21 protein-coding genes are annotated in these 23,098 nt (G+C 72.8%); 7 read left to right on the top strand and 14 right to left on the bottom strand.

Annotation, left to right across the window (positions count from 1 at the left end):
* Window positions 1-33: 33 nt before the first annotated feature.
* The 9 genes from JL106_RS04765 to JL106_RS21950 all read right to left on the bottom strand — a co-directional run bounded on the left by JL106_RS04765 (window position 34) and on the right by JL106_RS21950 (window position 10,464).
* On the bottom strand, window positions 34-1,848 hold the full coding sequence (locus JL106_RS04765; RefSeq protein WP_328841342.1) for a (2,3-dihydroxybenzoyl)adenylate synthase: 1,815 nt from the start codon (window positions 1,846-1,848) through the stop codon (window positions 34-36).
* On the bottom strand, window positions 1,845-3,056 hold the full coding sequence (locus tag JL106_RS04770) for an isochorismate synthase (protein ID WP_205259551.1): 1,212 nt from the start codon (window positions 3,054-3,056) through the stop codon (window positions 1,845-1,847). The genes JL106_RS04765 and JL106_RS04770 overlap by 4 nt, the downstream gene beginning before the upstream one ends.
* 62 nt (window positions 3,057-3,118) lie before the next feature.
* Complete coding sequence (locus JL106_RS04775; RefSeq protein WP_407940097.1) at window positions 3,119-3,856, bottom strand: SDR family oxidoreductase; 738 nt, start codon at window positions 3,854-3,856, stop codon at window positions 3,119-3,121.
* Between the two features lie 214 nt (window positions 3,857-4,070).
* Entirely contained in the window at window positions 4,071-4,850 is a 780-nt protein-coding gene (pstB, locus tag JL106_RS04780) for a phosphate ABC transporter ATP-binding protein PstB (protein WP_205259553.1), read from the bottom strand.
* A 30-nt stretch (window positions 4,851-4,880) separates the two neighbouring features.
* Entirely contained in the window at window positions 4,881-5,963 is a 1,083-nt protein-coding gene (pstA, locus tag JL106_RS04785; RefSeq protein ID WP_205259554.1) for a phosphate ABC transporter permease PstA, read from the bottom strand.
* A complete protein-coding gene (gene pstC / locus JL106_RS04790) occupies window positions 5,960-7,135 on the bottom strand; it encodes a phosphate ABC transporter permease subunit PstC (protein ID WP_236006765.1) in 1,176 nt (391 codons plus the stop codon). The genes pstA and pstC overlap by 4 nt, the downstream gene beginning before the upstream one ends.
* 179 nt (window positions 7,136-7,314) lie before the next feature.
* On the bottom strand, window positions 7,315-8,505 hold the full coding sequence (gene pstS / locus JL106_RS04795) for a phosphate ABC transporter substrate-binding protein PstS (protein ID WP_328841346.1): 1,191 nt from the start codon (window positions 8,503-8,505) through the stop codon (window positions 7,315-7,317).
* Window positions 8,506-8,842: 337 nt separating this feature from the next.
* Window positions 8,843-9,766: a mycothiol synthase gene (gene mshD, locus JL106_RS04800; RefSeq protein WP_205259556.1), complete on the bottom strand. Its 924-nt coding sequence runs from the start codon at window positions 9,764-9,766 to the stop codon at window positions 8,843-8,845.
* Window positions 9,763-10,464 (bottom strand): winged helix-turn-helix transcriptional regulator, encoded by a 702-nt coding sequence (locus JL106_RS21950; protein WP_205259557.1) that lies wholly within the window; start codon window positions 10,462-10,464, stop codon window positions 9,763-9,765. Before JL106_RS21950 ends, mshD begins: the two co-directional genes overlap by 4 nt.
* 390 nt (window positions 10,465-10,854) lie before the next feature.
* On the opposite strand from JL106_RS21950, the gene JL106_RS04810 reads away from it, so the two are divergent.
* From JL106_RS04810 to JL106_RS04830, 6 genes are all read left to right on the top strand, one after another.
* On the top strand, window positions 10,855-11,565 hold the full coding sequence (locus JL106_RS04810; RefSeq protein ID WP_205259558.1) for an LmeA family phospholipid-binding protein: 711 nt from the start codon (window positions 10,855-10,857) through the stop codon (window positions 11,563-11,565).
* A 63-nt stretch (window positions 11,566-11,628) separates the two neighbouring features.
* Entirely contained in the window at window positions 11,629-11,718 is a 90-nt protein-coding gene (locus tag JL106_RS22405; protein WP_407940094.1) for a putative leader peptide, read from the top strand.
* A gap of 195 nt (window positions 11,719-11,913) precedes the next feature.
* A complete protein-coding gene (locus tag JL106_RS04815) occupies window positions 11,914-12,753 on the top strand; it encodes a sulfurtransferase (RefSeq protein ID WP_205259559.1) in 840 nt (279 codons plus the stop codon).
* A gap of 44 nt (window positions 12,754-12,797) precedes the next feature.
* Window positions 12,798-13,118, top strand: a complete 321-nt coding sequence (locus JL106_RS04820; protein WP_205259560.1) for a DUF1416 domain-containing protein — start codon at window positions 12,798-12,800, stop codon at window positions 13,116-13,118.
* Window positions 13,119-13,360: 242 nt separating this feature from the next.
* Window positions 13,361-13,579, top strand: a complete 219-nt coding sequence (locus JL106_RS04825; protein ID WP_205259561.1) for a hypothetical protein — start codon at window positions 13,361-13,363, stop codon at window positions 13,577-13,579.
* Window positions 13,580-13,626: 47 nt separating this feature from the next.
* The gene (locus JL106_RS04830; protein ID WP_407940098.1) at window positions 13,627-14,271 is read left to right on the top strand and encodes an FABP family protein; all 645 of its coding nucleotides are present in this window, start codon (window positions 13,627-13,629) and stop codon (window positions 14,269-14,271) included.
* A gap of 54 nt (window positions 14,272-14,325) precedes the next feature.
* On the opposite strand, the gene JL106_RS04835 is transcribed toward JL106_RS04830, so the two are convergent.
* The 4 genes from JL106_RS04835 to JL106_RS04850 all read right to left on the bottom strand — a co-directional run bounded on the left by JL106_RS04835 (window position 14,326) and on the right by JL106_RS04850 (window position 19,919).
* Window positions 14,326-15,381, bottom strand: coding sequence for a diacylglycerol/lipid kinase family protein (locus JL106_RS04835; RefSeq protein ID WP_205259562.1), 1,056 nt, complete (start codon window positions 15,379-15,381; stop codon window positions 14,326-14,328).
* A gap of 23 nt (window positions 15,382-15,404) precedes the next feature.
* Complete coding sequence (gene pgm / locus JL106_RS04840; protein WP_205259563.1) at window positions 15,405-17,060, bottom strand: phosphoglucomutase (alpha-D-glucose-1,6-bisphosphate-dependent); 1,656 nt, start codon at window positions 17,058-17,060, stop codon at window positions 15,405-15,407.
* Between the two features lie 133 nt (window positions 17,061-17,193).
* Entirely contained in the window at window positions 17,194-19,464 is a 2,271-nt protein-coding gene (gene katG / locus JL106_RS04845) for a catalase/peroxidase HPI (RefSeq protein WP_236006766.1), read from the bottom strand.
* The gene (locus JL106_RS04850; RefSeq protein ID WP_205259564.1) at window positions 19,461-19,919 is read right to left on the bottom strand and encodes a Fur family transcriptional regulator; all 459 of its coding nucleotides are present in this window, start codon (window positions 19,917-19,919) and stop codon (window positions 19,461-19,463) included. Before JL106_RS04850 ends, katG begins: the two co-directional genes overlap by 4 nt.
* Before the next feature lie 210 nt (window positions 19,920-20,129).
* Between JL106_RS04850 and JL106_RS04855 the strand changes: the two genes are divergently transcribed.
* Entirely contained in the window at window positions 20,130-21,947 is a 1,818-nt protein-coding gene (locus tag JL106_RS04855) for an ATP-binding cassette domain-containing protein (RefSeq protein ID WP_205259565.1), read from the top strand.
* 175 nt (window positions 21,948-22,122) lie between these two features.
* Here the strand turns inward: JL106_RS04855 and JL106_RS04860 are convergent, their stop codons facing one another.
* Entirely contained in the window at window positions 22,123-22,983 is an 861-nt protein-coding gene (locus JL106_RS04860; protein ID WP_205259566.1) for an NlpC/P60 family protein, read from the bottom strand.
* Window positions 22,984-23,098: the final 115 nt, after the last annotated feature.

A 23,098-nucleotide genomic window follows, 5' to 3' on the forward strand; every position in this document is an offset into this window, starting at 1 on the left:
CTGGGGCGGGAGGCGGTCGGGTCGGGGGCTGGTTCAGGGCGCCGGCGCCGCGTCGGCGGCCAGGCGCTGCCGCAGCTCGCGCCGGGACACCTTGCCGACCCCGGTGCCGGGGAACTCGGCGACCAGCACGATGACGTCGGGGATCTTGTAGGTGGCCAGCCCTCGGCCGCGCAGGAACGCCCGCAGCTCACGCTCCACCGCCGTGCGATCGGCGGCACGGTCGGCGGATCCGTCGGGATCGACCAGCAGCGGGCCGGCCAGCGGCCCGTCCGGTTCGGGCCGGACGAAGGCGCAGCTGCGTTCACCCAGGAACTGATCTGGCACCCCGACCACGGCGGCGTCGAGCACGCCGGGGTGCGCGACCAGGTGGTTCTCGATCTCGTCGCTGGCGATCTTGTCGCCGCCCCGGTTGATCTGGTCCTTGACCCGGCCGACCACGGTGAGGTGCCCGGACGGCCGGCGCACCACCAGGTCTCCAGTGCGGTAGAAGCCGTCCGCGGTGAAAGCGGTGGCGTTGTGGTCGGCCGCCTCGTAGTAGCCGCGGATGGTGTACGGACCACGGGTGAGCAGCTCACCGGCCTCGCCGTCCGGCAGGTCGCGGCCGTCCGCGTCGACCACGCGCACCTCGTCGGCCGGGCTGATCGGCCGACCCTGAGTATCGACCACGGTGTCGAAGTCGTCCTCGGGACGGGTGTAGTTGACCAGACCCTCGGCCATGCCGAACACCTGCTGCAGCCGGCAGCCCAGCTCGGACTCCACCCGCCGGGCCGCCTCGGCCACCAGCTTCGCCCCGCCCACCTGCAGCAGCCGCAGGCTGGACAGATCCGGCCGGGGCCGGCCGGGCCGCGCGGGCCGGCCGACGCTGGACAACCAGAGCAGCGCCAGCGGCGGCACCAGCGCAGCCACGGTCACCCGCTCGGCCTCGATGAGCGGCAAGCACGTGGTGGGCGCGGGATCCGACGCCAGCACCACCGTCCCACCCGCGTGGACCACACCCAGGATGCCGGGCGAGCTCATCGGGAAGTTGTGGGCTGCAGGCAACGCCACCAGCATCACGTCGTCCGGCGTCAGCTCACAGATGCGGGCGCTCTCCCGCACCGAGTACAGGTAGTCCTGCGGCGTGCGCGGGATGAGCTTGGGGGTTCCGGTGGTCCCGCCCGACAACTGCAGGAACGCCACCTCGTCCGGTGCGCTCGGCGTCGCGACCGGGGCCGGACCCACGGATCCGGCCAGCCAGGCGGCGAGATCGTGGGTGGGCACGAGGTTCTCCGGCGCCACGACCGGCTCGCGGGGGGCCGGGCCGGCCACCACCGCCGGCGCGGCCAGCAACACCAGCACCGGCGGGCGGGCCGACCGCGCGGCCACCCGCTGGGCCAGCGCCGCGTGGTCGTACCCGGCGATCCGGTCCGCGGTGACCAGCGCGGCGGCATCGGCCACCGTGCAGAAGTGCAGCAGTTCGCTGTCCCGGTGCGCGGGCAACGCGAACACCGGCAGCGCCCCGATCCGCCAGCAGCTGAAGAGCACGGCGACGTACGCCGCGACGTTGGGCAGCTGCACCACCACCCGGTCACCGCGGCGGACGCCCACGCCGTGCAGACCGGCCGCGACCCGTTCGGTCGCGAGTTCGAGATCTCGGTAGCTCCAACGCGTCTCGGTGTCGATCACGGCTGTCCGGTCAGCGAACCGCTGCACCGCCGCGTCCAGCAGGCCGGGGAAAGTCTGGTCGGTCCAGTACCCGGCATCGCGGTAGCGGGCAGCGACGTCTCCCGGCACCGGCACCCAGGCGCCCAGCGGGCGGCGGGAGCTCGTCGCGGCACCGTCGGCGCTCGGAACCCGTCGGGCGGTCACCGGAGTTCACCGCCGGGCAGGGCCAGCGCGGCCAGCACGGCCCGCACCTTGGCCGTCGTCTCGTGCAGCTCCGCCTCCGGCTCGGAGGCGGCGACGATGCCCGCCCCCGCCTGCACCCGCACCCGGGCACCGTCCAACAGGGCTCCGCGAATGGTCACCGCCCACTCCCCGTCACCGGAGCCGTCGGTCCAGCCGACCGTGCCGCCGTACAGCCCACGGCCGTCCGGTTCCAGCTGCCCGATCAGCGCGGCCGCCGCCGCTGCCGGTCGGCCGCCCAGCGCCGGGGTCGGCGCGAGCGCGGCGGCCAGGTGGAGACTGGTCACGGACGGGTCCCGCAGCTCGCCGCGGATGTGACTGCCCAGGTGCCACATGCCCGGCGCCGCCACGAGTTCCGGCTCGGACGGCACGGTCAGCCGCCGGCACCACGGCGCCAGGGTGTCGGCGATCGCCTCCACCACCACGGCGTGCTCGCGGTGGTCCTTGGCCGACGCCCGGAGCCGCGCCGCCTGATCGGCATCGGCCGCACCGCCGGGGCGCGGCGTCGACCCGGCCAACGGGAACGACGTCACGGCCAGGCCGCGCCGGCGGACCAGCAGCTCCGGCGTCGCGCCCACCAGGACCGGACCGGCCGGGGTGCGCAGTTGGTAGCGCCAGGTGCGACCGGGCGTGGCCGCCGCCGCCGCCAGCACCGCGTCCGGATCCACGGCGCTCGAGTACTCCAGCAGCAGCGCCCGGGACAGCACCACCTTGCGCGCCTGCCCGGGTCCGGCCGGGCCGTCGGCGATCCAGTCCAGGGCCCTGCGCACCGCGTCGCGGTAGCCGACCGGATCCGGTCGGGACTCGACGCCGAGCAGCACCGGCGCGGGCTCCCTCGGCGCCGGCAGCACCGGCAGGGCCGGTCGCTCGTCGACCGGCCCGTGCACCAGGACCGCGGCGGCGTCCCGTTCGAACGGCAACGCACCGCCGACCATCGTGTCCGGATGGGCGGCCAGCACGGCGGCCACCCGGTCGGCCAGCCCGGCGCGGGTGCCGTCCAGCCAGCGACCCCCGGTCACCGACCGCCACACGAGGGCGTCCGATCCGCCCCCGGGGCGCTGGTCGACCGGATCCCCGGGCAATGACGATCCGCCGCCGAACCGGAACGCCGGTGCGGGCGGCCGGGCCGCGACGCCTCGCTCGGAGCCCGCGCTCGCCCGTGCCTCGCTCACGCGACTCCCCGGCGCCATCTGATCGGAGCCCGCGCTCGCTCGTCCCTCGCTCACGCGACTCCTCACAGGCTCGCCCCTCCGTCGACGGTGACCACCTGCATGGTCAGGTGCCGGGCCAACGGGGACAGCAGGAACACCGCGGTCGCGGCCACATCCGCCGGATCCGCGATGCGACCGATCGGGATCGGTCCGCGGAACGATCCCGCATCCCCGGCCGCCACCGCCGCGCCGCCGTCATCGGCCGCCGGATCCGGCCACAGCGCCCGCTGCATCGGGGTGTCGGTCGCGCCCGGAGCCAGCACGTTGCACCGTACGCCGCGACCGGCCAGCTCCAGCCCGATCGCCCGGACCAGCGCCGCCGCGGCCGCCTTGGACGCGCCGTACGCGCCGATCCGGGTGCGGGCCCGGGCCGCCGCGTCGGACCCGATCACCACGATCGCCCCGTCCCCCCGACCCGCCATGGCGCGCCCCGCCGTGCTCACCACCTGCCAGGTGCCCAGGGTGTTCACCTGCAGCATCCGCTGCACGTCCGCCTCGGCCGACTCGTCCAGCAGCGAGCCCACGGCCAGCGCCCCCGCGGCGTGCGCGACCAGGTGCACCGGGCCGATCCGCCGCTCGATGTCGGCGAACGCCGCTCGCACCGCCGCACCGTCGGTCACGTCCAGCCGGGCGTCCAGATCACCGACGGCCCATCCGGCCGGATCCTGGCGGTCGAGCCCGATCACCCGGGCCCCGGCCGCCCGCAGCGCGACCGCCACCGCGGCCCCGATGCCCTGGGCTGCCCCGGTGACCACGGCCACCCGGCCGCGGACACCGAACGGGTCCGACGCGTCGGCCGCCGGAGTCGGGCGCGTCGGATCGCGCTGCAGCTCGTCCGACACGCCCACCCCTCGACTCCGACTCAACCAAGGAAAGGCTAACTGAATGCCGAGCCACATCGAACACCGGGTCACGGACGAGTGACGGGGCCCGACCGATGGCCGGACCCCGTCGTGCCGTGCAGCAGACCTCGGCTCAGCCGAAACGGCCGGAGATGTAGTCCTCGGTCGCCTTCTGCGTCGGATTCGAGAAGATCTTGGCCGTCTCGTCGTACTCGATCATCCGGCCGGGCTGACCGACGCCGGCCAGGTTGAAGAACGCGGTGCGGTCCGAGACGCGGGCCGCCTGCTGCATGTTGTGGGTCACGATGACGATCGTGTAGTTGACCTTCAACTCGCTGATCAGGTCCTCGATCGCCAGCGTCGAGATCGGGTCGAGAGCCGAGCAGGGCTCGTCCATCAGCAGCACCGACGGCTCGACCGCGATGGCGCGGGCGATGCACAGACGCTGCTGCTGACCACCGGACAGGCCGGCGCCCGGCCGCTGCAACCGGCTCTTCACCTCTTCCCAGAGGTTGGCGCCCTTGAGCGACCGCTCGACGATGTCGTCGAACTCGCGCTTGTTCTTGCGGGAGCCGGCGATCTTGTAGCCGGCGATGACGTTGTCGTAGATCGACATCGTCGGGAACGGGTTCGCCTTCTGGAACACCATGCCCACGGTGCGGCGCACGTTCACCGGATCGACGCCGGGCCCGTACAGATCCTCACCGTCCAGCAGCACCTTGCCCTCGACACGGCCGCCGGGGATGACCTCGTGCATGCGGTTCAGCGTGCGCAGGAAGGTGGACTTCCCGCAGCCGGACGGGCCGATGAAGGCCGTCACCGTGCGCGGCGCGATGTTGATGGACGCGCCCTCCACGGCGAGGAAGTCGCCGTAGTACACGTTCAGGTTGTCGACGTCGATGCTCTTGGCCATGTCAGTTCCCTCTTGGTCCCGAGGTCCGGGTCACTTGGTCTTCGGCTGGGCCAGGCGGGCCAGCAGTCGGGCGACGATGTTCAGGATCAGCACCAGCAGCACCAGGGTCAGCGCCGCGCCCCAGGCCCGGGCCTCGGTCAGGTCGCTGGTCCCGGTGCCGGACCGCTTGCCCAGCTGGTCCCAGACCATCATCGGCAGGGTGGCCTGATCACCCGAGAACGGATTGAAGTTGATCGAGGACGCGTAGCCGGTCAGCAGGATGAGCGGCGCGGTTTCGCCGGCGACGCGGGCCACGGCCAGCAACGCCGAGGTGATCAGGCCGGACAACGCGGTGGGCAGCACGACCTTGAGGATGGTGCGCCACTTGGGCACGCCCAGGGCGTAGGACGCCTCGCGCAGGTCCCGCGGGACCAGCTTGAGCATCTCCTCGGACGAGCGCACCGCGACCGGGACCATCAGGATGGCCAGCGCGATCGCGCCGGCGGCACCGAACGGCCGGGCGCCGAAGCCGAGCAGCAGGAACGTGTAGACGAACAGGCCGGCCACGATCGACGGCACCCCGGTCATGACGTCGACGAAGAACGTCACCGCCTTGGCGAACTTGCCGCGGCCGTACTCGACCAGGTAGATCGCCGTGAAGATGCCGATCGGCAGGGCGATGACCGCGGCGATGGCCACGATCTCGAGGGTGCCGATGAGCGCGTGGTAGAGCCCGCCGCCCTCGCGTCGGCTGGTGACGCCGTTCATCGAGTGGCTGAAGAAGTCGACCGAGAAGGCTGGGATGCCGCGGATGGCGATGTAGCTCAGGATCAGCACCAGCGGCACCACGGCGGCCACGAAGCAGGCATAGATCAGCGTCGAGGCCAGCCGGTCCTTGGCCCGCCGCACGCCCTCGACCGAGAACGACCAGCCGGTGAGGATGATGACGAACAACGCGGCCGCGGTGAAGAACGCGGTCCCCCAGCCGGTCCAGCCCAGGGCGAACCTGATGCCCAGGGCGAGGGCCACGGCGAGCGCGCCGACGGCGATCGGAGCCCAGCGCGGCAGGCGGGCCCCGACGAGGTCGGACGGCTGACCGCTGAGCTGCGGCCGCTGCGCGATGGTGGTGCTCATGCCGTGAACTCCTTGCGCCGGGCGATGATCATGCGGGCGATCGAGTTGACGATCAGGGTGATCACGAACAGGAACAGGCCGGCCAGCACCAGCGCGGCGACGGCCACTGGGTTGCCACCGGCCTCGCCGAACTTCAGGGCGATGGTCGAGGCGAAGGTGTCGCCGCCGGGCTCGGTGAGGTGCCAGTTGATGCGGAAGCCGGAGTTCAGCACCAGGGCCACCGCGATGGTCTCGCCGAGGGCACGGCCCAGGCCGAGCATCGAGGCGGAGATCATGCCGGCGCGGCCGAAGGGCAGCACCGCGGTGCGGATCATCTCCCAGCGGGTCGCCCCGAGCGCCCAGGCCGCGTCGATGGTCTCGCGCGGGGTCTGCAGGAAGACCTCACGGCACACGGCGGAGACGATCGGGATGATCATGATGGCCAGCACGATGCCGGCGATGAGCAGCGACTTGCCGTACTGCGCGGCCGTCGTCGCGGTGGCGTTGTTGAACAGCGGGATCCAGCCGAAGTAGTCGTTCAGCCATTTCTGGAAGCCCTGGGTGTTCGGGATCAGGAAGTACAGACCCCACATACCGAAGACCAGCGACGGCACCGCGGCCAGCAGGTCGACGATGGCACCGAGGGCGGTGGCTGCCCTGCGCCGGGCGTAGATCGAGATGAAGAGAGCGATGCCGATGGCGATCGGGACGCCGATCACCATGGCGATGACCGCCGACACGAGCGTGCCGAACAGCAGCGCCGCGACGCCGAAGATCGGTGGCGTGCCCTGCGGGTTCCACGACTGGGTGGTGAAGAGGTTGCCCTCGTTGTCGGTGAACGCCGGGATCGACTTCCACACCAGGAAGATCGCGATGGCGGCCATGACGACCAGCAGGATGCCGCCGGAGCCGGCCGCCAGGCCCTTGAACACCCGGTCACCCAGGCGGACGGACTGTCCGGAGATGCCGGTGCCCCCACCCGTCGCGCCGGTGTCGGCGTGGCGATCGCCGTCGGCGGGCGGCGGGGTGAGTGTGTCGGTGGCGGACTCGTGGTGGGCCGCCCGCTCGGCCAGGCGGGACGCGGCCGCCTCCGTCGCAGCGGTGCCGTGTTCGGCGGCGGCGCGCTCGAGCGCAGCGTCGGGGTCGGAACCGACCCGGAGGTTGCGCCGGGTGTTGTCGCCGTCAGTGCTCATCAGCGATCCATTTCGAAGGAGGGCCGGCCGGGCGATCCAGGCCCCGGTCCGGGGGGGGGGGGGGGGGCCCCCCGGGGGGGGGGGGGGCCCCCCGGGGGCGGGCGGGGGGGGCGTTCGCCCGCTTTTGGGCGGGGGGCGGGCCCGACGGGCCAGGGCCTTGATCGACGATCAGACAGCGGTCAGGACACGGCCTGGATGGACTCGACGACCCGGGTCTGCAGCTCGGCCGGGAGCGGCGCGGCGCCCAGCTCCTCCATGGAGGCCTGGCCGTCGGTCGCCATGTAGCCCAGGAAGGACTTCAGCAGGTCGACGTTGTCGCCGTTGCCGGCGGAGCAGACGATCTCGTAGGTGACCAGCACGGCCGGGTAGGCGTCGGCCTCCTGGGTGGCGTAGTCGAGCTTGAGCGCCAGGTCGTTGCCCTCGCCGACGACCTCAGCCGCGGCCAGCGCGTTGCCCGCGGTCTCGGCGGTCAGCTCGACCGCGCCACCGCCGTTGTCGATCTGGGCGATGCCCAGGCCGGCGTCCTCGGCGAAGCCCCACTCGACATAACCGATCGAGCCCGGGGTGCCTTCGACCTGCTGGGACACCCCGTCACTGCCCTGGGCGGCGACGCCACCCGGCGCCTGCCAGGCGTTGCCCGGCTCGAAGCCCCAGGCGTCTCCGGCGGCGGCCTTCAGGTAGCGGGTGAAGTTGGCGGTGGTGCCGGAGTCCTCGGCGCGGTGCACGGCCTGGATGGCCAGGTCCGGCAGGGAGGCACCGGAGTTGATCTCGGCGATCTCCGGGGCGTTCCAGTTGGTGATGGTGCCGTCGAAGATGCCGGCCAGCACGGCCGGGGTCATCACCAGGGAGTCGACGCCGTCCAGGTTGTAGGCCATGGCGATCGGGCCGACGACCATGGGCAGGTTCCACGCCGGGTTGCCCTCGCAGCGGGCCTCGGCCTGGGTCTGCTGGTCGGCGTTCAGCGCGGAGTCCGAGCCGGCCCAATCGGTCTGGTTGCCGACGAAGTCCTGCACGCCCTTGCCGGAGCCACCGCCGCCGTAGGCGTTGACGTTCGCGCCGCAGAGCGCGTTGAAGTCGGCGATCCACTGTTCCATCACGCGACCCTGAGCGGTCGAACCGGAGGACCGCAGGTCACCCTCGGCGCAGGTGAAGCCCGCGCCCTCGAAGGTGGTGGTGTCGCCCGAGCCGGTGGTGCCACTCGAGCTGCTGGTGGCCCCGGTCGAGGTCGAGCCCGACGAGGCAGACGACGAGGACGACGACGAGGACGAAGGGGTCGCGGTGTTGTCGTCGCTGCCGCAGGCGGACAGCGTCAACGCACCGGCGGCGGCGAGCGCCAGCAGCGTCGAGACTCGGGTGCGCGTGTTCTTCACGCTTGATTCCTCCATGGCGTCTGTGTCCGGACGAGCCGGGCTGGTGTCCCGGCGAAGCTGCGCCCGGAACCGGGTGATGGCAGTCGGACGACCCGGAGACCGCATGGGTCCAGGGTCGGCTGTGCGATCGCCCGGAACGGTATGGGCGTCGGGTAGCCAGATGGACCGAGACGGGTGAACGGACGATGAACACGGCGCCGCTTCACCCCGTCGCGCCGACTCTCACCCGGAAGGCAAGCTGCCGATCGAGTGGACATCGACTCCGTCGTACGCGGCATCACTCACCAGGGGTGATCGCCGGAGCGGTGATCGACGTCCGGGTGAGGCGCTCGCGCACTCAGAGGGTCGACGGTGGTCGGTACACGACGTTGCGCAGCCGGGTCGAGAACGACCAGCGGTCGTACAGGGCCAATGCCGCTCGGTTGTCGCCCTCCACGTACAGCATCACCGTGCCGAGGCCCCGGTCGCGCAGATGGTGCAGGCCGGCCGCGGTGAGCGGTGACCCCAGGCGACGGACCGGGGACCGCGGGTCCACGCCGATGACGTAGACCTCGCCGACCGGGCCTGGCTCCCTTCCGGGCTCCGGGGTGGGGTCGGCGCTGTGGACCTTGGTCCAGTGGAAGCCCAGCACGGTGTCGTCCGCGTCGACAGCCAGGAAGAAGCCGGCCGGGTCGAACCAAACCTGGGCCATCTCGGCCCGCAGCCCGGCCAGATCGAGCCGGCCCTGCTCGGGGTGCCAGGCGAAGGCGCGGGCGTTGACGCCGAGCACCTGCTCCTCGTCCTGGCCGGGGACGAACGTGCGCAGGCGCACCCCGTCCGGCCAGACCGCGTCGGGGAGTTCCCCACTCAACGGCCGGCGCAGTTGCAGCAGCTCCCGGGTCGCGACCAGTCCGGTGCGGCCGGCCAGCGCCACCGCGGCCGGCAGGGCGCCGTAGGACCACACCCCGGGTGCCCCCCGGTCGAGGGCCTGCTGCACCAGCCTCAGCCCCAGACCGCGGCGCCGGTTCGCCGGCAGCACCACGAACTCGGCCGGGTCCCCCGGCGGCGTGGCCAGCACCCCCACCGCCATCGCGGCCCCCGACGCGTCCGACGGCAGCGGCTCACTCCGCGCGTCGACCAGGTGGATGAGTTCGGGGTGGTCGGCCAGCCCGTCCAGCACGTGACCGGACAGGGCCGGGACGCCGTCGACGACGGCCGCCGTGTTGACCAGGTCCCGGACCGCCGCCGCGAAGGCCGGACCGTCCGTCGCGCGTCCGCTCACGCCGAGACGTTGCTCGACGTCTCGTCCCGCCGCATGGCCCGCGCCGTCGGCACCATCTTGTAGCCCACGTTGCGGACGGTCCCGATGAGGGACTCGTGCTCGGCGCCGAGCTTGGCGCGCAGTCGTCGCACGTGGACGTCGACCGTGCGGGTGCCGCCGAAGAAGTCGTAGCCCCAGACCTCGGTGACCAGCTGCTCGCGAGTGAAGACCCGGCCCGGGTGCTGAGCCAGGAACTTCAGCAGCTCGAACTCCTTGTAGGTCAGCTCGAGCGGGCGGCCACGCAGGCGGGCCGTGTAGGTGTCCTCCTCGATGGTGAGGTCACCCAGGCTGATCATCCCGGAGTTGGCTGCGGTGGTCGTCCGCGCGGCCAGCAGCCGCAGCCGGGCGTGCACCTCGGCCGGTCCGGCGCTGGCCAGCACCACGTCCGCGACGCCCCACTCGGGACCGATGGCGACCATGCCGCCCTCGGTGACCACAGCCAGGATGGAGACGGCCAGACCGTCGGCACCGAGCAGCCGACACAGGGTGCGAGCCGCGGCCAGGTCGTGGCGGGCGTCCAGCAGCACCAGATCATAGGGCCCCGAGGTGACCAGCGACGCGGCCTCCGGCGGAGCGGCACGCAGCCGGATCGGCAACAGGTCGAGGGCGGGCAGCACGCTCCCCGGCGTCGGGTCCCCGGTCAGCAGCAACAGCTCCATGGAACCATCTCCTCAATCCCGGGGTCATCCCACCGAAACGTCGCGGGAAGTCTAACGGCGGAACTGCGCGTGAACGGGTGGTGTGGCAGGGAGCACGGCAAGTCGTGTCGTAGCCACTCCTGGTCGCGCCACCGACCGGCGCCGCCGGATCGGATCACCCCAGATCACTCAACGTGCGTGAGGGGAGCGCGAAGGGGCGGGGTGACACCCACTCGACCGAGTGGTCGGGTCACCGGACACTGACACCGGGTCACCGCCCCCGGTTCTCATGGGGTGGGAGCGGCCGATCGGGCGGCGCCTCGCCGGCGCAATGCGCCCGACACGGTCGGGATCTGCGCCTCGGACGCCGCCTCACGTCGACCCCCGCCCCGCCCCGGCACACTGATCGGCGTGAAGAAGCTGGTGATCACCCTCGTGGTGCTGGCGGCACTGTTGGTCGGGCTGGACCTGCTCGGCCGCTGGTTCGCCGAGCGGGAGGTGAGCGCGGGCGTGGCCGGGCAGCTGCCGGCCGGCGCCTCCGTGGACACCGACATCCACGGCTTCTCCTTCCTCTGGCAGGCGGTGCGCGGTGAGTACCCGTCGGTGACCCTGTCCGCCGACGACCTCACCGTCCAGCAGCTGACCGGGGTCTCGGCCACGGTCGATCTGACCGACGTCGACCTGCCGCTGTCCGGCGCGCTGTCCGGCAACGTCGACGCGCTGACCGCCGCCCGGGCGGCCGGTGAGGCGGTCATCCCGGCCGCCTCGGTGTCGACGGCCACCGGTGGGCGTCCGGTCGGGCTGGCGCCGGCCCCCAGCGGCTCCCCCGACGAAGTGGTCATCAGCACGCCGGTCGAGGTCCTGGGTCAGACGGTCACGGTCAGCGCGACTGCCGGAGCCTCGATCACCGACGACGTGCTGACGCTGCGGGTCACCCAGGTGTCCGCGGCCGGCACGGCCGTGCCCGCCGCGGTCTCCGCCGACCTGCAGGGGTCACTGTCACTGGACCTGTCCCTGATCGGGGTGCCGTTCCCGGTCACCGACGCCGGCGTGACCGCCCGCGACGGGGACCTGGTCATCACCGCCACCGCCGAGGACATCCGGGCCGACGACCTGCGGTGACGCCTGCCCCGGGCGACCGGCGCCACCGACGGGAGGAATGTCCGGACTGCTACCGTGGCAGCCATGGGGCCGTTGCTCACCAGCCGGCGCGCCGTCGATCTCGTGCGGGTCGGCAGTGCGCTGTGTTGCGAGCCCTCATGGGGAGTGCGCTGACCCTCCGGTCCTACGCTCCCGGCCGCGAGGTCGGCCACCCCTGAGCCGCCGACGTCCGGCCCCCTCCGATGCCCGACCGGCCGCAGTGACCTGCCGCCGGTCGATCCGCACCGCGATCCTCCCGAGATGACAGCACCGCGCGGCCCCGCCCGCGCCCCATCCCCGCCGACCGGCGGGACACGAAGGAGCAGCCGCATGAGCCGCGAGCAGGCCCTGGTCACCACCGACTGGGCGGAGCAGCACCTGGACACCCCCGGCCTGGTCTTCGTCGAGGTCGACGAGGACACCACCGCCTACGACGGTGGGCACCTGCCGGGTGCCGTCAGGATCAACTGGAAGACCGAGCTGCAGGACGCGGTCCGGCGCGACTTCGTCGACCGGCCCGGCTTCGAGAAGCTGCTGTCCGAGAAGGGCATCAGCAACGACGACACCGTCGTGCTCTACGGCGGCAACAACAACTGGTTCGCCGCCTACGCCTACTGGTACTTCAAGCTGTACGGGCACCAGGCCGTCAAGCTGATCGACGGCGGTCGCAAGCGCTGGGAGCTGGACGGCCGCCCGCTGGTCACCGAGGTGCCGGACCGGCCGGAGACCAGCTACACCGCGCAGGAACAGGACCTGGCCATCCGGGCCTTCCGCGACGAGGTCGTGGCGGCCATCGGCACCCAGAACCTGATCGACGTCCGCTCCCCCGACGAGTTCTCCGGCAAGCTGCTCGCCCCGGCCCACCTGCCGCAGGAGGCGGCCCAGCGCGGCGGTCACATCCCGACCGCACTGAACGTGCCGTGGTCGAAGGCGGCCAACGAGGACGGCACCTTCAAGTCGGACGCGGAGCTGGCTGAGCTGTACGCCGCGGTCGGCCTGGACGACAGCAAGGACACCATCGCCTACTGCCGCATCGGGGAGCGCTCCAGCCACAGCTGGTTCGTGTTGTCGGAGCTATTGGGCAAGAAGAACGTGAAGAACTACGACGGCTCCTGGACCGAGTACGGCTCGCTCATCGGCGTCCCGGTCGAGACCGGCTCCGGCGCCTGAGCCGGCCGGACCACGTGCCAGACCCGCTGAGGAAGGAGATCCGCATGGCCCCCCTGACCGCGTCGTCCTGCGCCGCACCGGAGCAGACGGTCGAGCTGCCCGAGGGCACCAACACCACCGACCAGGCCGTCGTGCAGGGCCGGGTGCTGGCCGACGCCGCGCCCGTCGGCGGCGCCTTCGTCCGCCTGCTGGACGCGACCGGCGAGTTCACCGCCGAGGTGGTCAGCTCCCCGGAGGGCGTCTTCCGCTTCTACACGGCGCCGGGCACCTGGACCGTCAGGGCGCTGTCCCGGGCCGGCAGTGGCCAGGCCGACCTGGCCGTCACCACCGGCGTGTTCGAGGTGGACGTCCCGGTCGCCCGCTGACCGGAGCGCCCCTCGTCGAGCCCGGCCCGAACCGGTCCGGGACGGGCGCGACGCCGCGGCGGCCCCGGTCGGGGCTGCGGGGGTGGGGGCGCGCCCACCCGGCGGTCACTGATCAGCGCGACCACCGCTTGTTAGGGTGTCCGGGTGCTGCACCTCTTCTTCGTCGCCCTCCTCATCGTTGTGGCCGTGGCGATCCTCTGGTTCTCGGTCTACGTCGTCTACCGCTTGATCCACGAGGACAAGTGACCGCGGCCGACTCCGGGAACGACCCCGAGCACGGTCTCGGGTCCTCGTTCTCCGAGGTGACCGAGATGGTCTCCGCGGAGACCACCGCCGGTGTGCCCATCCCGGTCGACGACAGCGTCTCGGTCGAACGCGGGGTGTCCCCGGAGGTCATCGAGGGCACCGGTCCGGCCGACGCGAACGTGCCCAGGCTGCTGCAGCCGGGTCCGGACGCGTGACCGGCGGTCCCGAGCCCCGGCCCGACGGGCTGCCCGTCGACCCGGCCATCCCCGACGCCGAGCGCATCCCCGGGCTGGGCAGTGGTGACGCCGCCGTGGCCGCGGCCCAGGAGCGCGCCGCAGTGACCGGCGGGCGCAATCTCGCCGACGTCGAGCCGTTGCCGATCCCGGCCGACACGGCCAACCTGCGGCAGGGTCCCCCGCTGCACCCGGACTGCACCGTGCTGCTGCCGCTGATCGGCGTGTGGCGCGGGACCGGACTGTACGGCAACGAGCCCGGCGCCCGCGATCCACAGTTCGGCCAGCAGATCACCGTCTCGCACGACGGCCGGCCGTTCCTGCGCTACGAGTCGGTCACCTGGAAGCTCGGCGCCGACGGCGAGGTGACCGAGCCCGGCGACCGCGAACTCGGCTTCTGGCGACCGCAGCCCGACGGCTCCGTCGAACTGCTCGTCGCGCACGCCGAGGGCCGCATCGAGGTCTTCTACGGTCAGCCGCGGTCGGTGGCCAGTTGGGCGCTGAGCACGGACGGCGTGCTGCGCACCGCCACCTCGTTCCGCCCGGTGGTCGGCGCGGTCCGGCTGTACGGCGTCACCCCCGACGGCCGGCTGGCCTACGTCGAGGAGCGCGCGCACTCCGACGAGGAGCTGGCGCCCTTCGCGTCCGCCGCGCTGGAGCGCATCGCCGGCTGAGCCGGCGCAGGGTCAACCCGGTCGGTGGCGCCCAGGTCGGTCAGCCCCGGTCGGTCAGGTCCGGTCGGTCAGGTCAGGGCTCCGGTCCGGCTGGTAGACGCACAACCACACGGCACCGGGACGGATCGTCACCCGCAGCGTGCGGGACTCCGGCAGCACGTCGCCGTCCACCTCGCGCGGCTGCGGACGGTCGCTGGTCACCACGATGGTCCGGCCGCGCAGCACCTGCCGGCCCTGCACCCGGCGCTTGCGCAGCAGCACCCCGACGACCAGCCCCACCCAGTGACCCAGGTTCCGCGGCTCCAGCACGGCCACGTCGAAGGTGCCGCTGTCCGGTTCGGCGTCCGGGAGCAGCCGCAGCCCGCCCTGCAGCCGGCCCACGTTGCCGACCAGCACCGACCGCGCGGTACGGCGCGCGGGCGGATCGTCGTCGATGGCGATCTGCACCTTCATCGGCTTGTCGCGCAGGTGCTTGAGACCGGAGATCACGTACGCGGGCCAGCCGATCCTGGCCTTGAGCTCGGCCGGGGCGTCGGCCAGCAGGTGCGCGTCGAACCCCATCCCGGCCATCACCGCGAACATCGCCGTGTCGGAGTCCGGCGCTGGGCCGTCTCCGACTCCGACCACCTCACCGACGTCGATGCGTCGGCGGCCGCGCTCGACGGCCACCCGAACGCCCTCGGCCGGATCGTCCGGCAGGCCAAGGTTCGCGGCCAGCAGGTTGCCGGTGCCGGCCGGCAGCACGGCCAGCGCCGGGCCGTCCTCGGCCGGCTCCCGCCCGCCGGTCTCCGCGGACGTGGCGTGCACCAGTCCCTCGAGCACGGCCCGTACGGTGCCGTCCCCGCCGCAGGCGAAGATCACCTCGGCGCCGTCGGCGACCGCCTGCCGGGTCTGACCGACGCCCGGATCCTCGGCGGTGGTCTCCACCCAGGTGGCCGGCGGCCAGCCGGCCTCGGCCAACGCGCGGTCGACGATCGTGCGCCGCTCGGCCAGGTCGCTGACCCGGACGGGGTTGACGATCACCACCGAGCGCAGCGGCCGGCCGGGGCCGTCGGTGCGCTGCTCGGCGGGGGTCTCGGGACGATCGGCCAAGTCGGCGGCAGTGCCCACAGCGACGCCGTGCGCGACCCCGCTCACCCGGCCAACGCCGCGGAGACGACCTCACGGGCCTCGGCCTGCACCTGGGCCAGGTGCTCCGGGCCGCGGAAGGACTCCGCGTAGATCTTGTAGACGTCCTCGGTGCCGGACGGCCGGGCCGCGAACCAGGCGCTCTCGGTGGTGACCTTGAGCCCGCCGATGGGCGCGCCGTTGCCCGGCGCGGTGACCAGCCGGTCGGTGATCCGCTCGCCGGCCAGGGTGTCCGCGGTGACGTCCTGCGGCGAGAGCTTGGCCAGCTTGGCCTTCTCCGCCTTGGTCGCCGGCGCATCCACTCGGGCATAGGCCGGGTCGCCGAACTCGGCGACCAGGTTGCGGTAGTGCTCGCTCGGCGACTGCTGGGTCACCGCGGTGATCTCGCTGGCCAGCAGCGCGAGCAGAATGCCGTCCTTGTCGGTGGTCCACACGGTGCCGCGGGTGCGCAGGAACGACGCGCCCGCCGACTCCTCACCGCCGAACCCGATGCTGCCGTCGAGCAACCCGGGCACGAACCACTTGAACCCGACCGGCACCTCGACCAGCCGGCGGCCCAGCCGGGCCACCACCCGGTCGATCATCGAGGACGACACCAGCGTCTTGCCCACACCGGTCCGCGGGTCCCAGCCGGCGCGGTGCGAGTACAGGTACTCGATGGCCACGGCCAGGTAGTGGTTCGGGTTCATCAGCCCGCCGTCCGGGGTGACGATCCCGTGCCGGTCGGCGTCGGCGTCGTTCCCGGTGGCCAGCTGGAACGCCCGGTCGCCGGACTGGTGCGTCATCGTCTGCACCAGCGACGCCATCGCCGACGGCGACGAGCAGTCCATCCGGATCTTGCCGTCCCAGTCCAGCGTCATGAACGACCAGGTCGGGTCGACGCGGTCGTTCACCACGGTCAGATCGAGGTCGTAGCGCTCGGCGATGGCGGCCCAGTACTCGACCGACGCACCACCCAGCGGATCGGCCGCGATGCGCAGACCCGCATCCCGGACCGCGTCCATGTCCAGCACGTTCTCCAGGTCGCCGACGTAGCCGGCGGTGAAGTCGTAGAAGCCGGTGGTGTCGGCGTTGCGGGCCTGCTCGTACGGCATCCGCCGCACCTCGCGCAGGCCGCCGGCCAGGATCTCGTTGGCCCGGGCGGCGATCCAGTTGGTGGCGTCGGAGTCCGCCGGGCCCCCGGTCGGCGGGTTGTACTTGAAGCCACCGTCCCGCGGCGGGTTGTGGCTGGGCGTGACGACGATGCCGTCGGCCAGCCGCTCACTGCGGGCCCGGTTGGCCTTGAGGATGGCGTGCGAGACGGCCGGGGTCGGGGTGTAGCCGTCGGCCGAGTCGAGCATCACCGTCACACCGTTGGCGGCCAGCACCTCCAGTGCCGTGGCCTGGGCCGGACCGGACAGCGCGTGCGTGTCGGCGCCCATGAACAACGGCCCGTCGGTGCCCTGCCCGGCCCGGTACTCGCAGATGGACTGGGTGATGGCCAGGATGTGGTCACGGTTGAACGCCGTGTCCAGGGCGGATCCCCGGTGGCCCGAGGTGCCGAAGACGACCATCTGCTCCGGGACGGACACGTCCGGATGGAGGTCCTCGTAGGCCGCCAGCAACGCGTCGACGTCGATGAGGTCGGAAGCTTGTGCCGGCTGCCCGGCCCGCGGATGCATGACCTCATTCAACCGGACCCGGACCGTCACGGCGCGCGACGGGCTGGAACGGGAAGCAGAACCGGCCACGGACGCCGACGGGGGCGGGCCCACAGGCCCGCCCCCGTCAGGGATCAGTGCGACGACCAGCCGGTCAGCGCAGGTCGAAGCGGTCCAGCTCCATGACCTTGGTCCACGCGGCGACGAAGTCGGTCACGAACTTGTCGCGGGCGTCGTCGCTCGCGTAGACCTCCGACAAGGCCCGCAACTGCGAGTTGGACCCGAAGATCAGGTCGACCGCGGTGGCGGTCCACTTCACCTCGTCGGTGGCGACGTCCTGGATCTCGAAGACGTGCTCGTCGGTCTCCGACGCCTTCCACCGGGTGCCCGGGGCGAGCAGGTTGGCGAAGAAGTCGTTGGTCAGCACGCCCGGCCGGTCGGTGAGCACGCCGTGCGCGCTGTCCCCGACGTTGTTGCCCAGCGCCCGCAGACCGCCCACCAGCACGGTCATCTCGGGCGCGGTCAGGTTCAGCATGTAGGCCCGGTCGACCAGGAGGGTCTCCGGCTGCAGCTTGACCTGGGCCGGCAGCCAGTTGCGGAACCCGTCGGCCCGCGGCTCCAGCACCTTGAAGGAGTCGACGTCGGTCAGCTCCTGGGTGGCGTCCGTGCGGCCCGGGTGGAACGGCACGGTGACCTCGACACCCCCGGCCCGGGCGGCCTGCTCGACCGCGGCGGAACCGGCCAGCACGATGAGGTCGGCCAGCGAGATCTGCGCCCCACCGGCCGCGTTGAACTCCTGCTGGATGCCCTCGAGCGTGGTCAGCACGGAGGCCAGCTGCTCCGGCTGGTTGACCTCCCAGCTGCGCTGCGGCTCGAGCCGGATGCGGGCGCCGTTGGCGCCACCGCGCTTGTCGGTGGACCGGAAGCTCGCGGCCGAGGCCCACGCGGTCTGCACCAGCTGCGCGGCGCTCAGGCCGGACTCCAGCACCTTGCCCTTGAGCGCGGCGACGTCGGCCTCGCCGACCAGCGAGCCCTCGACGGCCGGCACCGGGTCCTGCCACAGCTGCGGCTCGGCCACCCAGGGGCCGAGGAACCGGCTGACCGGGCCCATGTCGCGGTGGAGCAGCTTGTACCAGGCCTTGGCGAAGGCCAGCGCGAACTCGTCCGGGTGCTCCAGCCAGCGACGAGAGATCTTCTCGTAGGCCGGGTCGACGCGCAGGGCCAGGTCGGTGGTCAGCATCGTCGGCTTGTACTTCTTGGCCGGGTCGAACGGGTCCGGGATGATCTCGTCGTCCGTCTTGGCGACGTACTGCTTGGCGCCGCCCGGGCTGGTGGTCAGCTCCCACTCGTACTGGAACAAGATCTCGAAGAAGCGGTTGCTCCACTCGGTCGGCCGGTCGGTCCAGGTGACCTCGAGACCGCTGGTGATGGTGTCCTTGCCCTTGCCGCTGTTGTAGGTGCTCAGCCAGCCCAGGCCCTGGGACTCGATCGGCGCCCCCTCGGGCTCCGGCCCGACGTGGTCGTCGGCGACGCCGGCGCCGTGGGTCTTGCCGAAGGTGTGGCCACCGGCGATGAGGGCGACGGTCTCCTCGTCGTTCATGGCCATGCGCGCGAAGGTCTCGCGGATGAAGTGCGCGGCGGCCAGCGGGTCGGCGCTGCCGCGCGGTCCCTCCGGGTTGACGTAGATCAGGCCCATCTCGGTGGCGCCGACGTCCGGCACCATCTCGGTGTCGGACGAGTAGCGCTCGTCACCCAGCCACGCGTCCTCGGGGCCCCAGAAGATCTCCTCGGGCTCCCACACGTCGACGCGGCCGAAGCCGAACCCGAAGGTCTTGAAGCCCATCGACTCGAGCGCGACGTTGCCGGCCAGCACCAGCAGGTCGGCCCAGGACAGTTTCTGGCCGTACTTCTGCTTGACCGGCCACAGCAGGCGGCGGGCCTTGTCCAGGTTCGCGTTGTCCGGCCAGCTGTTCAGCGGGGCGAACCGCTGACCGCCGTCACCGGCACCGCCCCGACCGTCACCGATGCGGTAGGTGCCCGCGGCGTGCCAGCTCATCCGGATCATCAGGCCGCCGTAGTGCCCGAAGTCGGCCGGCCACCAGTCCTGCGAGGTGGTGAGCACCTCGGTGATGTCCCGCTTGAGGGCCTCGACGTCGAGCTCGGCGAACTGCTGGGCGTACACGAAGTCGGGGCCCAGCGGGTCGACCTTGGACGAGTGCGCGCGCAGCACCGTCAGGTCGAGCTGGTTGGGCCACCAGTCCTTGTTGGTGCGCGGCCGGCGCCCGGTGTGCGGCTGCGGCGAGTCGATCGCCGGGTTCTCGCTCTCACTGCCGGTCGCGGTCGCCGAGTCGTGCATGACGGGGCAGCCGGCGGCCGCCTTCTGATCGACGCCCTGCGCGCTCGAGGGGGTGTCTGGGGAGCTCATCGGGTTCCTTCCGGATCAAGTGACGCGGCGGTCGCGGTTCGTGGGAGCCGACACTCGGGGCAGGTGCCCCAGTAGACGATCTCGGCCTCGTCGATCACGAAGCCGTGGTCGTCGGAGGCGGCGAGACAGGGGGTGTGGCCGACGGCGCAGTCGACGTCGGCGATGGTGCCGCAGCTGCGGCACACGACGTGGTGGTGGTTGTCCCCCACCCGGGACTCGTACCGGGCGGTCGCACCGGCGGGTTCGATGCGGCGGACCAGGCGGGCGTCGGTGAGCGCGCGGAGCACGTCGTACACGGCCTGCCGGGAGACCGCGGGCAGATCCTCCCGCACCAGCGTGAAGACCGTGTCGGTGTCGACGTGCGGGTGGTCGCGGAGCGCGGCCAGCACCGCCACCCGGGGGCGGGTGACCCGCAACGAGGCAGCGCGCAGCTGGGCCTCGAGCTCGGACGTCACGCACCGACCGTAGCCGACTTTTCTGGACCGGATCAAGTTTCTGCCGGCCCGGGGGACGGATCGGAAAGGGTTCGACGGCCGGACACCCGGGGGCTACGGTGCCGTCATCATGCTCATCTGATCGCGCCCGCCCCGGGACCGAGGCCGCCGACCGCGCATCCGCGTCGACGCACGCCCGCCGGGGAGAGTTCCGGCCGCGAGGGACCCACCATGACCGCTTCCCCCACCACAACATCCGGCCCGTCGTCCGGCCCGTCGTCCAGCACGGTCGCGCGTTCCGTCCGGGCCACCGACCTGACGGTGCGCCGGCAGGGTCGCACCGTGCTGGACGGACTGTCGCTGTCCGTCCCGCCCGGCCGGCGGCTCGGTGTCGTCGGCGAGAACGGCACCGGCAAGTCGACCCTGCTGCTGGCGCTGGCCGGCGAGCTGGCACCGGACGGCGGCCGCGTCACCGTCCCCGCCGACACCGTCCACCTGCCGCAGGAACCGGCGTTCGCCAACGGGGACACGATCCGCGCCGTGCTGGACCGTGCGTTGGCCCCGCTGCACGCGTCGGCCCGTCGGGTCGAGGAGCTCAGCGCGGAACTGGCCGGCGGCGGGCCGGAGGTGGCCGAGGAGTACGCGCGGGTGCTCGAGTGGGCGGTGCGGCACGACGCCTGGGACGCCGACCGGCGCACCGAGGTGGCCGCCCGCCGGTTGGGCGTGCACGACCTCGACCGGACCCGGACGGTCGGCACGCTCTCCGGCGGACAGCGGGTGCGGCTCGCCCTGGCCGCCGCCATCGCCCGGGTCCCCGACTGCCTGCTGCTCGACGAGCCGACCAACCACCTGGACCGGGCGGCCGTCGCGGTGCTGGAGGAGATGCTGCTGGCCACGGCCGGTGCCGTCGTGCTGGTCAGCCACGACCGGGTGCTGCTGGATCGGACCTGCACCCACCTGCTCGACCTCGACCCCACCCGCGATCGACCCAGCGGCGCCGGCACCCGGATGTCGCTCACCGAGGACAGCGATCCGGGCGACCCGGGCGTGTTCACCCGGTACCTGGCCGAGCGGTCCGCCGCCCGAGAGCGCTGGGACCGCGCGTACGCCGAGCAGGAGGAGCGGCTGGCCGAGCTGCGGGCCGCGACGGTGGTCACCGACCGGGCCGTCGCGCCCGGACGCGGCCCCCGGGACCACGACAAGTTCATCACCCACTTCAAGGGCGAGGGGGTGCAACGGACGGTGGCCCGCCGGGCCCGGGACGCCCAGCGGCGACTGGACGACGCGCTGCGGCACCGGCTGCCGGAACCGCCACCACCACCCCGGGTGCTGCTGCCGGAGGAGCCCGTCACGGCGGCCACCGCACCGGACGAGCCGATCGTCGAGGTGGCCGATCTGCACGTGTGCGGGCGGCTGCGGCTGCCCCGGCTGGTCGTGCCGCGCGGCGGCCACCTGCTGCTCACCGGGGCGAACGGCACCGGCAAGTCGACGCTGCTGGCGGTGCTCGCCGGCCGACTGGCGGCCGACCGGGGCGACGTGGCGGTGCGGGCCGCGCGGATCGGTCACCTGCCGCAGGACGGCTTGCCCGTCCCGGCCGGCGCCGAGCCGGCCGACCCTGCCGCCACCGCGGCCGACCAGCACCGGCGGTGGGTGGGCGCGGACGCGGCCGAGGCGACCCCGCTGGTCGAGCTCGGGCTGGTCGACCGGGCGGACACCGACCGACCGCTCGGCATGCTGAGCGTCGGGCAGCTGCGCCGGGTGGCGCTGGCCATGGTGCTGGCCGCCCGCCCGGACCTACTGCTGCTCGACGAGCCGACCAACCACCTCTCGCCGGCGCTGGCCGCCGAACTGGAGGCGGCACTGACCGCCACCCCGACCACCGTGCTGCTCACCGGGCACGACCGCTGGCTGGTCGACACCTGGCCGGGGACGCTGGTCCGGATCGGAGCCGACGGCACCACCGGGACCGACCCGGAGACACGGAACGGAGCGGAGCGGGATGAGCGACCACCACACCGCCGGCGACGACTGGCCGACCGGCTCCGGTAACACGGCCAGGGGCGCCCCGGCCGCGGTCGGGCTGCACACCCTCGACGACCTCACCCGGTGGACGCGCGCGGAGGTGCTGGCGCTGCACGGCGTCGGCCCAAGGCGCTCGGCGTCCGGGACCGGGCGCTGGCCGAGCGGGGGCTGACCTGGCGTTCCACCGCAGGTTGAGCCGCCGTCAGTCCGGGATGATCCGGTGCGCGAACACGGTGTTCCGGGCGTACCAGCCGCTGGCCCGATACGGCCGGATCCGGACGCCGGCCGGGATGTCCACCCGATGGAAGTCCATCCGGCCGCTGCCGCCGGCGTCGAGCACCAGCGGCGTGGCGGTCGGGCCGACGCCACAGGCGCCGAGCCAGAGCACCGCGTGCGAGACGACGCCGGCGTCGCTGCGGATGTAGACGATGTCGGCGGGCTGGAGCTGGGCGACGAAGGCGTCGTGATCGGTCGCGGTGAGCACCGCGATCCGCCGGGACGGCGCGGCGCCCCGCAGGGTGATCCGGCGCAGCAACAGCGACTCGCCGGCGGCGGCCCGCCGGGTCCGCGGATCGCGGCCGTCGAACTCCGACTGGGCGGCCACGCCGGTCGGCAGGTCGATCCCGAGGGCGTACGAGTACACGAAGCTGGTGAAGTTGCTGCAGTCCAGGCCCGGCCCGCGCAGCCCCGAGCGCACCGGCTTGTGCGGCCACCCGACGGGCGGGGACCAGGCCGGCACGTGGTGGTGCTGGTAGTCCAGACCGATGAGCGCGGCGGCCACCGACAGCACCCGTTCACGGGCCACCCGACCGCGGAACCGGTTCGCCGGCACCGGGTACCGGCGCGCGGGCGGTCCCCACGATCCCCAGCGGGACCGGGTCGACTGGGCGTACCAGAGCTCCGCCGGGATGCTCGCCTGGGCGCTCGGGTCGCTCCACGGTGCTCGGTCGAAGCCGGTCAGCCGCTGGTCCGCGGGGACGCCGAACCGCATCGAGTAGGGCGAGCGGTAGGCGGGTGCGACGTCGACCGGCTGCAACGCCGACAGTTCGGCGACGGCGGTCATCCGCGCTCACGGGACGCACTGATCACTCACGAAGTGTCACATCCACGGCTGGCTCAACTGGAGCGTGACGTCTGACACCTCGACGTTGCTCCGCGTTACTCCTAATTCGGAGGTT

Source organism: Nakamurella leprariae, from assembly GCF_016918035.1.
Taxonomy (GTDB): domain Bacteria; phylum Actinomycetota; class Actinomycetes; order Mycobacteriales; family Nakamurellaceae; genus Nakamurella; species Nakamurella leprariae.